The sequence below is a fragment of the Halopiger thermotolerans genome, assembly GCF_054654555.1.
The window spans coordinates 235,987-250,121 of record NZ_BAAIEU010000002.1 but is presented as its reverse complement, the minus strand read 5'-3'; the positions used below and the strand labels follow the sequence as shown (position 1 = coordinate 250,121).

At 68.2% G+C, this 14,135-nt stretch carries 15 protein-coding genes and 1 pseudogene; 8 read left to right on the top strand and 8 right to left on the bottom strand.

Annotated elements, in window-relative coordinates; all coding sequences use genetic code 11:
* Positions 1 to 111: 111 nt before the first annotated feature.
* A pseudogene (locus ACYQ26_RS03655) lies at positions 112 to 1,116 on the bottom strand (AI-2E family transporter); the annotation flags it as partial.
* 121 nt (positions 1,117 to 1,237) lie between these two features.
* On the opposite strand from ACYQ26_RS03655, the gene ACYQ26_RS03650 reads away from it, so the two are divergent.
* Entirely contained in the window at positions 1,238 to 1,978 is a 741-nt protein-coding gene (locus tag ACYQ26_RS03650; RefSeq protein ID WP_459807129.1) for a DUF547 domain-containing protein, read from the top strand.
* A 78-nt stretch (positions 1,979 to 2,056) separates the two neighbouring features.
* Here the strand turns inward: ACYQ26_RS03650 and ACYQ26_RS03645 are convergent, their stop codons facing one another.
* A complete protein-coding gene (locus ACYQ26_RS03645; protein ID WP_459807127.1) occupies positions 2,057 to 2,812 on the bottom strand; it encodes an amphi-Trp domain-containing protein in 756 nt (251 codons plus the stop codon).
* Between the two features lie 184 nt (positions 2,813 to 2,996).
* On the opposite strand from ACYQ26_RS03645, the gene ACYQ26_RS03640 reads away from it, so the two are divergent.
* The 3 genes from ACYQ26_RS03640 to ACYQ26_RS03630 all read left to right on the top strand — a co-directional run bounded on the left by ACYQ26_RS03640 (position 2,997) and on the right by ACYQ26_RS03630 (position 5,497).
* Positions 2,997 to 3,851 carry an HNH endonuclease gene (locus tag ACYQ26_RS03640; RefSeq protein WP_459807125.1) on the top strand — a complete coding sequence of 285 codons (855 nt, stop codon included), beginning with the start codon at positions 2,997 to 2,999 and terminating at the stop codon, positions 3,849 to 3,851.
* A 118-nt stretch (positions 3,852 to 3,969) separates the two neighbouring features.
* Positions 3,970 to 5,148 (top strand): hypothetical protein, encoded by a 1,179-nt coding sequence (locus tag ACYQ26_RS03635; RefSeq protein WP_459807123.1) that lies wholly within the window; start codon positions 3,970 to 3,972, stop codon positions 5,146 to 5,148.
* A 94-nt stretch (positions 5,149 to 5,242) separates the two neighbouring features.
* Complete coding sequence (locus ACYQ26_RS03630) at positions 5,243 to 5,497, top strand: DUF8119 family protein (protein WP_459807121.1); 255 nt, start codon at positions 5,243 to 5,245, stop codon at positions 5,495 to 5,497.
* Positions 5,498 to 5,513: 16 nt separating this feature from the next.
* On the opposite strand, the gene ACYQ26_RS03625 is transcribed toward ACYQ26_RS03630, so the two are convergent.
* The 5 genes from ACYQ26_RS03625 to ACYQ26_RS03605 form a co-directional block, all read right to left on the bottom strand.
* Complete coding sequence (locus ACYQ26_RS03625) at positions 5,514 to 6,242, bottom strand: guanosine phosphorylase (RefSeq protein WP_459807119.1); 729 nt, start codon at positions 6,240 to 6,242, stop codon at positions 5,514 to 5,516.
* Between the two features lie 247 nt (positions 6,243 to 6,489).
* Positions 6,490 to 6,789 (bottom strand): HalOD1 output domain-containing protein, encoded by a 300-nt coding sequence (locus ACYQ26_RS03620; protein ID WP_459807117.1) that lies wholly within the window; start codon positions 6,787 to 6,789, stop codon positions 6,490 to 6,492.
* Positions 6,790 to 6,922: 133 nt separating this feature from the next.
* Positions 6,923 to 7,813 carry an ATP-dependent ribose-1-phosphate kinase gene (locus ACYQ26_RS03615; protein WP_459807115.1) on the bottom strand — a complete coding sequence of 297 codons (891 nt, stop codon included), beginning with the start codon at positions 7,811 to 7,813 and terminating at the stop codon, positions 6,923 to 6,925.
* A gap of 39 nt (positions 7,814 to 7,852) precedes the next feature.
* Positions 7,853 to 8,674: a DUF63 family protein gene (locus tag ACYQ26_RS03610; protein WP_459807113.1), complete on the bottom strand. Its 822-nt coding sequence runs from the start codon at positions 8,672 to 8,674 to the stop codon at positions 7,853 to 7,855.
* A gap of 140 nt (positions 8,675 to 8,814) precedes the next feature.
* Positions 8,815 to 9,858, bottom strand: coding sequence for a ribose 1,5-bisphosphate isomerase (locus ACYQ26_RS03605; protein WP_459807111.1), 1,044 nt, complete (start codon positions 9,856 to 9,858; stop codon positions 8,815 to 8,817).
* Positions 9,859 to 9,930: 72 nt separating this feature from the next.
* Here ACYQ26_RS03605 and deoC point away from each other — a divergent pair, with 72 nt between their 5' ends.
* The 3 genes from deoC (at position 9,931) to ACYQ26_RS03590 (ending at position 12,227) form a co-directional block, all read left to right on the top strand.
* Positions 9,931 to 10,584, top strand: a complete 654-nt coding sequence (gene deoC / locus ACYQ26_RS03600) for a deoxyribose-phosphate aldolase (protein WP_459807109.1) — start codon at positions 9,931 to 9,933, stop codon at positions 10,582 to 10,584.
* A gap of 110 nt (positions 10,585 to 10,694) precedes the next feature.
* A complete protein-coding gene (locus ACYQ26_RS03595) occupies positions 10,695 to 11,012 on the top strand; it encodes a DUF7344 domain-containing protein (protein WP_459807107.1) in 318 nt (105 codons plus the stop codon).
* Between the two features lie 396 nt (positions 11,013 to 11,408).
* Positions 11,409 to 12,227 carry a TrmB family transcriptional regulator gene (locus tag ACYQ26_RS03590; protein WP_459807105.1) on the top strand — a complete coding sequence of 273 codons (819 nt, stop codon included), beginning with the start codon at positions 11,409 to 11,411 and terminating at the stop codon, positions 12,225 to 12,227.
* 41 nt (positions 12,228 to 12,268) lie between these two features.
* Here the strand turns inward: ACYQ26_RS03590 and ACYQ26_RS03585 are convergent, their stop codons facing one another.
* Positions 12,269 to 12,517, bottom strand: coding sequence for a HalOD1 output domain-containing protein (locus ACYQ26_RS03585; protein WP_459807103.1), 249 nt, complete (start codon positions 12,515 to 12,517; stop codon positions 12,269 to 12,271).
* 176 nt (positions 12,518 to 12,693) lie between these two features.
* Here ACYQ26_RS03585 and ACYQ26_RS03580 point away from each other — a divergent pair, with 176 nt between their 5' ends.
* Entirely contained in the window at positions 12,694 to 14,130 is a 1,437-nt protein-coding gene (locus ACYQ26_RS03580) for an HPP family protein (protein ID WP_459807100.1), read from the top strand.
* The last annotated feature ends 5 nt before the right edge of the window (positions 14,131 to 14,135 follow it).

Below are 14,135 nucleotides of genomic sequence, written 5' to 3'. Positions count from 1 at the left end.
GTCGTCGGCGACGTCGCCGCCAACGCTATCGTCGGTGCTATCGCCAGCAATGCTGTCGTCGGCGCTGTCGCCAGCAACGCTATCGTCGAGGCCGTCGCCACCATGGCTATCGTCGGCGCCGAGCCGGTAGTAGTGCTCGTCGACGACCGCCAGCGTCGCGAGCAACGCGCCCACCAGAACGGGACCGAAGAACAGCCCCATGACGCCGAAGGCGTAGATGCCGCCGAGGACGCCGAGCAGGATGATGGCCGGATTGAGCTTGGCGTAGCGATCGACGATGATCGGTCGCAGGTAATCGTCGGTGAGGCCCACGATGACGGCGCTGTATACGAACAGCGCGCCGGCCAGGATCGGTTCCTCGATCAGCAGGAGATAGACGGCGGCGGGCCCCCACACCAGAAACGCGCCGACAAGCGGGATGAGCGCGAGGATGATCATCACGACCGTCCAGAACGCCGCGTTCGGGATGCCGGTCGCGAACAGCCCGAGCCCCGCGATGATTCCTTGGATGATCGCAATCAGGACGTGACCGGCCAGCACGGCCCACATGACGGCGCTGAGCTCGCCGTAGAGGTCCCGCTGAACGTCGTCGGGCAGCGGCGTCGTTCGCCGAAGCCACTGCAGTAGCTTGTCACCGTCCTTGAGCAGGTAATAGAGGAGAAAGAGCGCGAGTCCGATTCCGATCAACGCGTGCGTGAGGACGCCGAACCACGCCGTCGTCTGCTCGAGGAGGGCCGTCCCGATCTGGTCCGCGGAGCCGACGATCGATTCGGCGATGTTGACCTCGATACCGAACTCCGCCTCGAACCGCCGCTCGACAGTGGTCAGCTGGACGTCCTCGGCGTCGATCGACTGGAGCAACGCGGCGGCGTCCTCGGCGAACAGCACCAGGATGAGCGCGAGCGGGAGGAGGAACCCGAGTACCGCGAGCGTGACCACGGCGAACGCGGCCAGCGCCGGCGAGACGCGCGTCTCGAGGCGCCGCTGGAGCGGGTAGAGGACGAACGCCAGCAGGATCGCGCCGAGCACGTACTGGAAGAACGGCGTGACGAGTTGCCACGACAGGTACGCGAAGAGGAGGACGAGCGAGAGCAGATAGCCGCGACTGAGGTTCACGCGGAACGCGTCCACGGACGGCCGAATAAAGCTGGCCCCTGAGGCGACCTGTCCGTCCGGGAGACTGTCGGCTCCACCCGTCACACGACTTAAAGGGTGTAGTAACCGAACCCACGAACGAATGGCGACGCAGCTCGATCCCCTCTCCCTCTCGGGCGATCTCCTCTACGCGGTCAAGACCGAGGGCGAGACCGACCGGCTCCGCGACCGGCTCGCGACGCTCGAGCGCGATCGGCTGGATCGAGCGCTGGCGACTCGCGAGGGGAAACTCGCCTTCTGGCTCAACTGCTACAACGCCTACGCCCAGTTGCGTCTGGAGGAGGACCCGGGGCTGCTCGAGGGAGGCCGACTCGATCGCTGGAAGTTCGTCGCCCGCGATCGGGTGCCCGTCGCCGGCGCGTGGCTGAGCCTCAACGACATCGAACACGGGCTGTTGCGGAGTTCGAAGCATCCGTGGGGGCTCGGCTACCTGCCGCGACCGTTCCCGTCGTCGTTCGAGCGGCGGTTTCGCCTCGCGGAGTGCGATCCGCGGATCCACTTCGCGCTTACCCGCGGGATCGAGAACTGTCCGCCGATCACGGTGTACTCGCGGGCCGACGTCGACGACGAACTGGACATCGCCGTCGAGTGGTTCCTTGAGGAAACCGTCGAGTACGATCCCGACGAGAACGTCGCGTCGGTTCCGCGCCTCTTCCGGCGGTACTGCGGCGATTTCGGCGGCAAGCGCGGGATCGTCTCGTTTCTCCGGAAGTACGGCGCCATTCCCGAGGACGCGCGGCCGGCGTTCGAGTACGAGGCGGCGAACCAGACGCTGGACGTGGATCTCGATGGCGACGTGGAAGTCGCCGATCTGCGCCCGTAGCCGTCGACGCCGCCAGCGCGGCGGGCGGTCGCCGGACGGCGAGGGACCGACGGAAAGAGCGCTCGAGCCGACGGATCGTCACTCGTCGTCCGCGTCGCGGTCCGTGATCCGTGCGGCCGGGGCCGTCCGCATCACGCTTCGCGCGGCGCGTTTGGCGTTGCTCCGCGAGGCATACCCCTCGCCGCTGTCGGCGACGATGTTGCCGTTCCAGTGGACGAGTCGCCAGCGCCACTGGTCGGCCCGGTCCTGGTACACCTCGAAGCGACTGGTTCGACCGCTCGAGCGCGTTTCCCCCGTCGGTTCGTCCGATTCGGTGGCGGTCGTCCGATCGGACTCGGGCGCCGACGCGTCCGGCTCGCGATCGTCCTCGGCGGTGTCGGTCTCGGTGCCGGCGACGCCCTCCGGCGGTATCGTCGCCATCGCCGAGTCGCTGGCCGGCTCCTCGTCCTCGCCCTCGCCCGCATGCGCGCGCTCGCCGCCGGCGAGCACGACGACGTCCCCGTCGTCCGACTCCGCCTCGGACGCGGGCCGGACGCTCGAGCCGTCCGGGTCGTCCCACTCGAGTTCGAAGCCGAGTTCGGCGACCGGCGGGTCATCCTCGGGGTCGCGCTCCGCCTCGAACTCGGCGACCACGCGCGGGGGGACCGCGACGGTGGCGCTCCCCTCGTCGCCGTCGATGCGGACGGGGGCGCCGTCCTCGAGGGCGGACGCGAACGTCCGGAAGACGGTCGCGAGGTCCCCGCGGTCGTAGGCGCGCTCGAACTCGAACTCGAAGTCGGTCGCCGAGTCCGGATCATCGTCTGAATCCGGATCTGAATCGTGATTGTCGACCATACCGATCCTACGACGACCGCCGTTATGTTTTCGGGGGACGGTTGCTCGGGACGCGAACCCAGTAGTAGATCGGTTCGGGTCGTCACCGGGACCAACGCCGGTACCGAGGCCGACACCCGCGCCAACGGCCGCACCGACGCCGAGAGCCGGAGCGCTTTTGCCGCCGCGCTGTCTTCGCTCGCCCGTGACTTCCCGCGAACGCGACCGCGAACCCGGGTGGCGCGGCGACCGCGCCGCCGTGCTCGAGCGAGACGACCGCACCTGTCGCCGCTGCGGCGACGACGGCGACGAGCCGTCGGCGCTTCGACTCTACCCCGTCGGCGACGTTCCGCTCGAGGGAGCCGTCCACGAGAGCGCCCTCGTCACCGTCTGTTCGTCGTGTTTCGCCGCCCTGCAGAACCCGATTCCGGCCGAATCGATCCGCCCCGACGACGAGACACTCTTCGGTCTCGCCCGCGAGACGACCCAGCGCCAGGGCGTGACCGTCTCGGCGGTCGCTTCGTTCGCGTCGCTGGCGACGTCGCTTCACGGAGAGCTCGGGGCCGGGGATCGGGACGCGGACTCGGACGCGGCGGACGGCGACCCCGAAGCCGAGCGCGACGAAGCCGCGAGCGAGTACGTCACCGCCCGACGCGAGGTCCTGCTCGCGATCGACTCCGTCCCCTCCCGGCTCGAGCGACTGTCCGCCGTCGAGCGGGCGGCGATCCGGGACGACCTCGTCGCCCCGCTGGAGTCGCTCGTCGACGCCGCGACGCGGCTCCAGACCGAACTCGAGGAGATCGTCGCGAGCGCCGAAACCGTCGCCGCGAGCCTCGACCGGTGTCACGGCTGTCTCGAGCCGCTGGCCGACGACGCCGATCGCTGTCCGACTTGCGACCTCGAGCGACGGGACGAGCGGGAGTGGGTGCGCGAGGACGGAACGGTCGCGTTCGAGGCGCTCTTCACGGAGATCAACGGGACGCTGCAGGATGCCGCCGAGACGACAGAAGCGCTGACCGACTCCGCGGCGACGCTGGCCGAAGGCCTCCGCGGCGAGTGACCGGCTCGCGGATCGGTCGCCCCCGCCTTGTTCTGCGGTCCGGAGTTCACAGCGCCGTCACAGCAGGCGATTGCCACGTCGAACGCCTATACCGATGGGGGACGTACGAAGGGGCCACGTGGCGAACGCGAACGACGACCGATCGGACGACGGTTCTGACGGCGGTTCCAACGACGCGACCGGCCGGCTCGGGCGCCGCCGACTGTTGCGAGCCGGGGTCAACACCGGCGTCGCGGCGGCGCTCGTCTGGGGGCTCGGCGCGGCGAACGACGCCACCTCGAGCGATCTCGGGACCATCACCTACGCGATGGCGCGGCCGTCCCCGGACGCGGACGGCGGCGCGACCGAACCGCGAACGAAAGACGTTCCCGTCGCGTGGCACGAGAGCCTCCAGCTGGCGTTCGAAGCGCAGGAGGCCGTCCACGAACTGGGGCTGGCACCCCTGGTGTCCTCGTTCGTCGTCCCGGGCAGCTACGATCAGCCGGAGGCGTCGATCGCCGTCGACGCGACCGATGAGACCGTCGGCGGCCAGCTCGAGGAGGTGGCCGCGGACGTGCCGATCGATATCAACCTCGTCGAGAAGCTGCCCCCGGAACCCGACCGGGATACCGATCGCGAGCGGGCCTACCAGCTCCCGGAGTTAGACCGCGACCGCGTGCCGGGCGGCGTGGTCTGTGAGAGCGAGCAGGGCGGCGGCACGCTCGCGCCGGCCCTGTTCGACGCCGAGAGCGGGTCGCGGTTCTTCGCGACCTCGAACCACGTGTACGGCGACGGGGGAACGAAGGTCGACGAGCACCGGGGCGAACCGCTGTGGGTTCGCCACGACGACGAACCGTACCGCGTCGGCCAAGTCGTCCGCGGCTACCCCGCGGCCGACATCGTTCGGATCGAACCCCTCGAGGGCTATCGGCCGGCCTCGGCGATCGAGCGCGCCTCGCCCCCGTCGGTCGTCGGCCAGTACACGCAACTGGGGCTGGCCGATCTGCTGGCCCGAAACGAGACCCTCGAGAAGTTCGGCGCGGTCTCGGGCCACACCGCCGGCGAGATCAAGGGCGTCAACGCCATGACCTGCTACACCGGCGAGATCTGCAAGCCCGGCCAGCTGGTGTGGGGCAACGAGGCGGCCCTGACCGATGGCGACAGCGGCTCCGTCAACTTCCATCCCGATCCCGAAAATCCGGAGAAACACGTCCTCGTCGGGGGGATCAACAACGCGCGGACGTGGTGGCCGGGGTCGAACTTCACGTGGGGGACCGCGGCCCACCAGTTACTCGAGGAGTACGACCTTCACTTCTGAGCGGCCGATCGCGCCGATGACGTCGGCTCTGCAGGGTCGTGGACGCGTGGACCGCGGGCGTACTTTTACCGGTGCGGCCGTCGAGGCTGCGGGCATGGGGACGGCCGACCGGTTACGGGCGCTGGAACGGACGATCGGCGACACCGCCCTGCGGTATCTCGTCGACCTCGCGATCGTCGCCGTCTGGGTCGTCGCGGCGACGGTCGTCTTCCGGACGGCCGGCTGGCCGGTCGCGGCGTACTACGTCGTCGTCTTCGGCGGCGTCATCGGCTACTCGCTGCTGGTCGATCCGTGGTCTCGAGTCGACTCTGACGAACGAGAACAGGAACAGGAGCAGGAACAAGAGTAACGCCGCGAAAAAGCGACTACAGCTCCGTCGCGGCCTCGAGCGCGATGTCGATCGCGCGGCCGACGTTGTTCTTGGCCTTGTCGGGCAGTTCGTCGTCCTCGGTGTCGGTCCCCTTCTGGGTGCCCTCCACGAGGTTGCCGTCGACCGTACAGATCGCGCCGGCGCGCAGTCCCCTCCGGCGCGCGAGGGTGAAGACCGCGGCGGCCTCCATCTCGACGCAGAGCAGGCCCGCGTCCTCCCAGTCGGCGACGTACTCGTCGGTCTCGGCGTAGAAGGCGTCGTCGGAGGCAATCGGGCCGACGTGAACGTCTTCGTCGTTGGACTCCGCGGAGTCGACCAGCGCCGAAAGTACGTCGTAGTCCGGCACGGCAGGATACTCGGCGTCCTCGTAGCGCTTCGAGGTGCCTTCGTTTTTCGCCGCGCCGGTCGCGACGATCATGTCGCCGATCTCGATCTCCGACTGGAGGGCGCCGGTCGTCCCGACGCGGACGAACGTCTCGACGCCGACGTTGGCCATCTCTTCGATCGCGATCGCGGCCGACGGACAGCCGATCCCGGTCGAACAGATCGTCAGGTCGCGACCCTCGTAGGTCGCGTTGACGACCTTGTACTCGCGGTTCTGTGCGACCGTCTCGGCCTCGTCGCAGTGGTCGGCGATGCGGTCGACTCGGCCCGGATCGCCGGGGATGAGCGCGATGTCGTTCAGGTCGCCGTCCTCGACGAGCAGGTGCGGTTGCGTTCCCATGCCTGCGCGTTTCCGCGGTGACGAGAAAAAAGGTTCGAGAATCGCGGCACCGGAGCGGTACCAGAGCGGCACCGAAGCGGAGTCGACGGCGCAAACGGCGGCCCGTCTCCGACCCGTTCACCGCAAGAGTGCATAGACGCGAAGGCGCGACGCAAGACGGGATCGAGACGCCTTCGGAATCGTCGCTTCACGCTGGCCGCCGCAGTTGGAGACGATACCCCCAGTCACCCCCGCCCGCCACTTACAGTTAGTTCGGGGCGACCTCGACGCGATCGGGGTGAACGGTCACCCGCGCCCCGTCGACGTCGAACTCGACGACCGCGACCGAGCGGCTGCCGCGAGTGCACGTGTCGTCGAACAGCGCGTCGAGCGCCTCCGGATCGACGTAATCGTACAGCTGCGTGCTGGCCGCGGTGACGTCTTCGTCGTTGTATCGTGCCAGCGCCGTCGCAGCAGCGATACTCGGCGGCTCCCCTGCCGGTCGCTCGTATCGAACCCGCCGACCGCGCTGGCGTTCGTCGGACTCGCGTATCCTTCCATCCGTCATGTCTCTCCGTCACGTCTCCGTGACTGTTCATTCGAGTGACCAACGTCCCCATTCATATAGTTACCGTCAGACGACACCCGCTGAGAATCGCCGGACAGCGTCGGAATTGTCTGGACGGAGATCATAAATCGTTTTAATCGAACCGCCCGTCGAGAAACGCCGCGACCGCCTCCGCCGTCGGCGCGCTGCGGGCGCCCTCCCGGCCCGCGGTCAGCGCGCCGCAGGCGTTCGCGTACTCGAGCGCGCGCTCGACGTCGCCGTCGGCGAGCCACGTCGCGATGAAGCCGGCGGCGAAGGCGTCCCCGGCGCCGGCCGTGTCGACGGCGTCGACGTCGAATCCGGGGTGGACGTACGAACCGGTCGGCGTGTGCACTTCCGCGCCGTCGGACCCGTGCTTGACGGCGACGATCCGATCGTCGAAATCGGAGCCGACGTACTCGTACTCGTCCTCGAGCAGCGCGGCGAGTTCCCGGTCGTTCGCGAAGAGGACGTCCGCGGCCGCGAGCGCCTCCCCGTAGTCGCGGTCCCCCAGCCGGCGGCCGGGATCGAAGCTGACGGTGACGCCGGCCTCGGCGGCCGTTTCGGCGATCGCGGCGGCGGTGTCGGGGCGCTGGCTCGTGAGGTGGACGTGATCGGCGGCCCGAATCCGCGCCTCGTCGATCTCCTCCGGCCCGACGGCCTCATTGACGCCGTCGTTGCCCAGCACCGCGACCTCGCCGTCGTCGTCGACGAGCAGGTACTTGACGGCCGTCTGGCCCTCCTCGACGACGCGAACGCCACAGAGGTCGACGCCCGCGGACTCGAGTTCGCGTCGCGCGAGGACGCCGTTGTCGTCGTCGCCGACGCTGCCGATCAGGCCGGCGTCGACCTCGAGGCCGGCGAGGGCGGCGGCGACGTTGGCCGCGCTGCCGCCGCCGGACTGGCGCTGCGAGCGGATCGAGGCCTCGCCGTCGGCTTCGGGGAGCCGATCGACGCGGAGGGTCACGTCCCAGTTGACGTGACCGGCGGAGAGTACCCGTACCATTCGTCGGCAAAACGACCGCCGGCGAGAAAAATCTAGAGATTACGTGACCATGAACAGCAGCGTGTTGTGAACGCCCGGCCCGAGGCCGATGGCGGCCAGCAGGCCGAGGATCGTCCGCGCCTGGCGGGGCTCCTCCTCGACGAACTCCTTGAACAGGCCGAGGACGACCATCGCGAGGACGACCTTCACGAGGACGAACAGCCAGCCGGCGCCGATGTACTCGGCGGTCGGCAGCGCCTCGCCGACCTCGAGGATGGCCCGGGAGAGGGGGACCTCCTCGCCGGCGCCCAGCACGGCGTAGCCGACCGCGGTCGAGACGCCGTCGATCGTCTGCCCGAAGACGACCAAGGCGCCGGTCGCGCCCGTCGTCGCGGCGACGTCGGTGAACCAGAGGCCGAGCGCGAGCCACGCGAGGGCGGTCACGACGCCGGAAACGACGACGGCGATAACGGGCCAGAACGGCTCGAACGAACCGGCGTTCCAGCCGCTGAGGACGATGAACGTCGCGAAGACGACGAAGAAGCCGGTGCCCGCAATGCCGACGACGCGCTCGATCGTCGGCTGGAGGCCGCCCGCCTGCAGGAAGATGCCCACGACCCAGACCAGCCCCGCCACGATCGCGGTCACGAGGTAGACGCTCGGCGCCGTGAACAGCACCGCGATGCCGTCCGGGAAGGCCTCGAGTCGGTACAGAACCTGCAGCGTCGCGCCGAACATCATCCACGGCGAGAAGGCGATGACCGTCCGATCGGTGACCGGCGGCTCGAGCGCCCACAGCAGGGCGAGCGTGCCGCCGAGCACCACGAGCAGCGGAACGAGGAGGTACCACGGCGGGAGGGTGAACCCCTCTGGTAATACCATACGCGTACTGGTACCCACCACCGACTAACACTTTCCGATTGACGACTGTCAGCGCCGTCGGACTGTCGGCGGCCGTGGCGGTCGGCGGTACCGCCGTCGGCGTCGGTGCGACGGCGGCCGGTCCGACGTCGACCCCGCCGTCAGCGCTCCCAGGGCTCGTCGGTCGTCTCGCCGAACAGCTCCCGCATCAGCGTCACGATGCTCTCGGGCGGGAACTGACCGCGTTCGGTGACGATCGCGTCGACGTGCCGGGGCGGAGTCACGTCGAAGGCGGGGTTCTCGACGGTGAGGCCGTCGTCGCGCGGTCGCTCCGCGTTCGGATCGCGGCTCGAGTCCGCGGCGTCGGTCGCGGAGTCGGCCGCGGCGACGATCTCGGCCCGCTCGTCCTCGGACAGCACCTCCTGCTCGTCGCGCATCTCGATCGCGACGGTGTGACCGGTCATCGTGTCCGGGTGGAGCTTGATCGTCTGGGCCGCGACCATCACCGGCACGCCGCGCTCGCGGGCGTTGACCGCCAGCCCGCTGGTGCCGATCTTGTTGATGACGCTGCCGTCGGCGGCGATGCTGTCCGCGCCGACCAGCACGTGATCCGCGTCGTCCAGATACCGGCGGGCCGCGTTGTCGACGATCAGCGTCACCGGGACGCCCAGCTCGCGCAACTGGCGGGCCGTGATGTGGCCCTGCTTCCGGGGCCGCGTTTCCTTGACGATCGCCTCGACGTGCTTGCCGTCCTCGAGGGCGGCCTCGATGCAGGAGAGGGCGTCCGTCGAGTGGCAGTGGGTCATCACGACGTCGCCGTCGCGCAGGCGGTTGGCGCCGATCTCGCCGAGGGTGGCCTGGGCCTGCTCCAGGTCGTCCCGGAACTCGGCGGCGCGGGCGGTCGTCGACGCCCGCAGTTCGGAGACGGTCTCGCCCTCCATCCCCCGCAGCACGTACCGCAGGGCGTTCGGGAGGCTGACCGCGGTCGGGCGGGTCTCGTAGAGGGTCCGGGCGGCGGCCCGCAACTGCTCGCGGAAGGCGGCCGGCGTCTCCGCCTCGGAGCGCTCGGCCTGCGTGGCCAGCGCCGCCGCGGCCGCGTCGGCGATGGTGGCGGCGCCGCGGATGTGCATCTCCGCGATGTCGTCCGCGGTCTCCGCGACGGCCGGATCGATAGCGACGTCGGTGTCGGGCTGCTCCGAGTCCATACCCTCGCCTTGCGCCCGCCGGACCAAAAGGGAACGGGCGGGTTTTTGCCTATCCAGCGAGTCGGTCCCGCTATGGACCGCAGCGAACTCGCCCCGCTGATCGATCACACCGTCCTCGGCCCGGAGACGACGACCGCGGACGTTCGGACGGTGCTCGACGAGGCCGCCGAGTACGGCATGAACGCCTGCATTCCGCCCTACGCCGTCGCGGAGGCCGCCGACTACGCGCCCGACGTGACCCTCGCGACGGTGATCGGCTTCCCGCACGGCCAGAACGAACCCGAACTCAAGCGCCGCGAAGGCGTCCGCGCCTGGCAGGCCGGCGCGGACGAACTCGACGTCGTCGTCAACGTCGGACGGCTCAAAGCCGGCGAGGACGACGTCGTCCGCGCCGAACTCGCCGAGATCGTCGCCGCGGTGCCGATCCCAGTCAAGGTCATCATCGAGACCGCGCTGTTGACCGACGCGGAGAAACACCGCGCATGCGAGGCCGCCGTCGCGGCCGACGCGGAAATGGTCAAGACGTCCACGGGGTTCGCGGACGGCGGCGCCACCGTCGCGGACGTCGAACTCATGAGCGAGTACCTCCCCGTCAAGGCCAGCGGCGGCATCGGCAGCTACGACGAGGCCATCAGCATGCTCGAGGCCGGCGCCGAACGGATCGGGGCCTCGAGCGGTGTGGCGATTCTCGAGGGTGCACCGGTATCGACGGACGAGAATCGATAGCCAGCAGTCCGTTTCCGATCGATTCGAACGGGTGTCACTCAGTTCATCAAAACAACACTGACGAGTGAAAATCTTGCAGGGTTAACCGGCCTCGAGTGCTATGGGGTGGCATGAACGGGGAGAAGACGGCGGACGAGGTATTCGATGCGCTGACTGCTGTGCAACGGCGGCGACTGCTGTTCGCGCTGCTGGATCACAATCCACAACAGGTCGAGGAACTGTCCGGCGTGCCGTGGTCGATTCCCGAATCCGAAGCGGACATGATGGCCAAACACCACCTCCATCTCCCGAAACTGGACGCCGACGGTTTCATCGACTGGGACCGGGACGAACAGGTCGTCACGAAGGGGCCCCGGTTCGAGGAGATCGAGCCGCTCCTCGAGTATCTCGACAGTCACCGCGAGGAACTCCCAATCGAACTCCTGTAAGGTATCGCGGGTCGCTTTCTGCTCGACGGCAGTCGCGGATTTGCGGTTCACCGCGGGTGAAGACGGCCATCACTTCGTGCTACACTAGGCGGACAGTGCCTCGTCACGCAGAAACTGCCACTGGAAAGTGGCAGTTGGCACATTCGCGTGGTTGGGCAGTACGAATGCGCCACCATCACCTACCAAATGTAGCATCAAGAAGGTTGTGTGATTATCTGAGTGAACAGAGTATTCCGGCGCGGCAAACGGTTCCGCTGCTCCCGTTACGCCGCACGACAGCGGAAGCGGTCGGAATCCGCACGCCGGCGGCAGCGAAATCGGTCGGAGAGACACGAATCCTTTTCCACCCCGACTTCGTATTCCGCCTGTTCGGCTATCCGGACGCGTGGTTGGGCCATGACAAAGGACGACACGATTTCAGAAGCGGTTAGTCTACTGCAGGATCTCGGTCTCCAAGAGTACGAAGCGCGCTGTTTTATGGCGTTGACCCAGCTCTCTTCGGGAACGGCAAAGGAGATACACGAAGTCTCCGAGGTGCCGCGGACGCGCGTCTACGACGCCGTCCGCGTCCTCGAGTCCAAGGGGCTGGTCGAAGTGCAACACACCAACCCCCAGCAGTATCGCTCCGTCGGGGTCGACGAGGCGACGCGAACCCTCCAGCAGAAGTACGACGATCGGATCGACACGCTCGAGTCGTACCTCGAGCGCGTCGAATACCGGGAGACGGAGTCGGACGAGGACGAGATTCAGGAGGTGTGGTCGCTAACCGGACACGACGCGATCGAATCGCGGACGATCGACCTCATCGAGAACGCCGACTCCGAAATCGCGCTACTGGTCGTCGAGGAGGAGATCCTCTCGGAGCGGCTCCTTTCCGTCCTCGCCGAGGCTGACGATCGGGACGTCTCGATACTGCTCGGCGGGCAGACCGAGGCGATTACCGAGCGGCTGGACGAGGAGTTTCCCGACGCGCGCGTGTTCGAGACCGAACTCAACTGGCTGCACGGTCGATCGACCGACAAGGAGATCGCCATCAGTCGGATCCTCCTCGTCGATCGGACCCAGCTACTGATCAGTTCGTACTATCCGGACACGGACACGTCGGAGACCACCGAGCAGGCGATTTTCGCCGCCGGACTCAGAAACGGAATCGTCGTCCTGCTGCGCCGACTGGTGTCGTCGGGACTGGCCGTCGTCGACGACCCCGGGAAGTGACCGGTCCCGGAACCCGCGGCCGACGCGCGCCGCTACTCTCCTCACTCGCCCCGAACGGTAAGCTCGTTACCGTCGATCGTGACGTGATACCGCTCGATCCGGAACGAGAGCGTGATCGGAGTTCCGTCACCGACCAGCGTGTCGAGCGCCCCGGGGTCGACATAGTCGTAGAGCACGAGATCGAGCCGCATCGGATCGACGTTTTCGATGACGGCGATCACGGCGATGATAGCGGCGCTCGGCGACGTCCGCGTCCAATCGAAGCGGTGCTGAATACGAACGGAACTCACGGTGCGGTGGGACCCCCGGTAGAACGGCTACCACGAGACACGGTTTATACCTGTTGTGAGTATTTGCGTTACAACGTTTCGCGGACGCGACCGGCGGCTCGTTCCGGTACGACGACACCGTACTCGCAGTCGGACCAACAGTTTTCCTCCGGGACCGTGATGACGCATCGTAGACGATGCTCGAGACGTTGCGAGCGCGACTGACCGCGCTCGGACGACGGCTGCGCCGCCTCGAGCGGCGCGAACTCGACGCCGTCCTGCGCTGGATCGAACGGACGGGGAACCTGTTGCACCTCTCGGTGCTCGTCTTCGTCCCGCTGCTCATCGGGGCCGTCACCTGGTTCTCGAACGTGACGCCGATCGTGTCGTTCCTGCTGTTCCCGCCGCTGGCCTCGGGAACGTACACCCTCTTTGCCGATCCAGAGGGCCGGTACTCGGACCCGTGGACGTTCGTCGGTGGCATGACCGTCGGCGCATGCTGTGGCTGGGCCGCGCTCGCGGTCGCCGACGCGGCGAGTCTCCACAGCGGTACCGTCAGCGCCGCCGGCGCGGCGCTCGCCATCTTCTTTACCGGCGCAGTCACCTGGGCGCTCGACTTCGAGGAACCGACCGCGTTCTCGACCGCCTTGCTAGTGCTCGTGACCGGGAACGCGCAACTGGCCTACGTGCTCGGGATCGTCGTCTCGAGTTCGTTCGTCGCCGGCGCCTTCGTCGTCTGGCGCGATCGGTTCTACGAGCAGCGGGCCCGGTACCTCTACCAGACGACCAGCGGCGACGACCACGTGCTCGTCCCGATGAGCGACGGCTGCGGAGCTGACGGCGTGGATCCGGCGACCGTCGCCCGCTTCGCGGCGGAACTGGCCGGCGCGCACGAGGCGGGGAAAGTCGTGCTCTTCGAGACGGTCCACACGGAGTCGGGTGACGAGAAGACGGCCGAATCCGCCGACGCCCCCGACGCCCCTGACGACCGCACGGCCGAAACCGTCGACGCGATCGAACGGTTCGCGAGCGACCTCGAGTCGCAGTACGACGTCCCCTGCGAGGTCATCGTCGCCGGCGACGACCGCGCCGATCCGTCGGCGCGACTGGTCCTTCAAACCGCCAGGGCACAGAACTGCGATCTCATCGTCACCCCCTACGCGGAGGACGACAGCGGCGGCCTCTCGCCGTTCATCCGGCGGCTGTTCGACAGCGAGATCGACGTCATCGCCTTCCGCGCGAGCGACGACCGCGAGCGGTGGCAACAGGTGCTGGTTCCGGTTCGCGGCGCCGGCGACACCGCCCGCGCGATGGTCGACTTCGCCCTGCGACTGGCCGGCCGGACCCGACCGGTCGGCGTCTGTACGTGCATCAAGCGCGAATCCCGACGCCGCAGGGCCGAGAACACGCTGGCGAACCTCGTCGACGCCTTCGACGGTCGCTTCGACACCCACGTCGTCACCGAACCCGTCGCACAGTACCTCTCGCGTGTCGACTCGCAGTACGACGTGGTCTTCCTCGGCTCGAGCACCGACCGGTCGGCCGCCTCGCGGTTCGTCTCGCCGCCGACGTTCGAGAAGGTCAGCGACCTCGAGGCCGACGTGGCGATCGTCCACCGCGGTCGGCGCCGCTAGCGGTA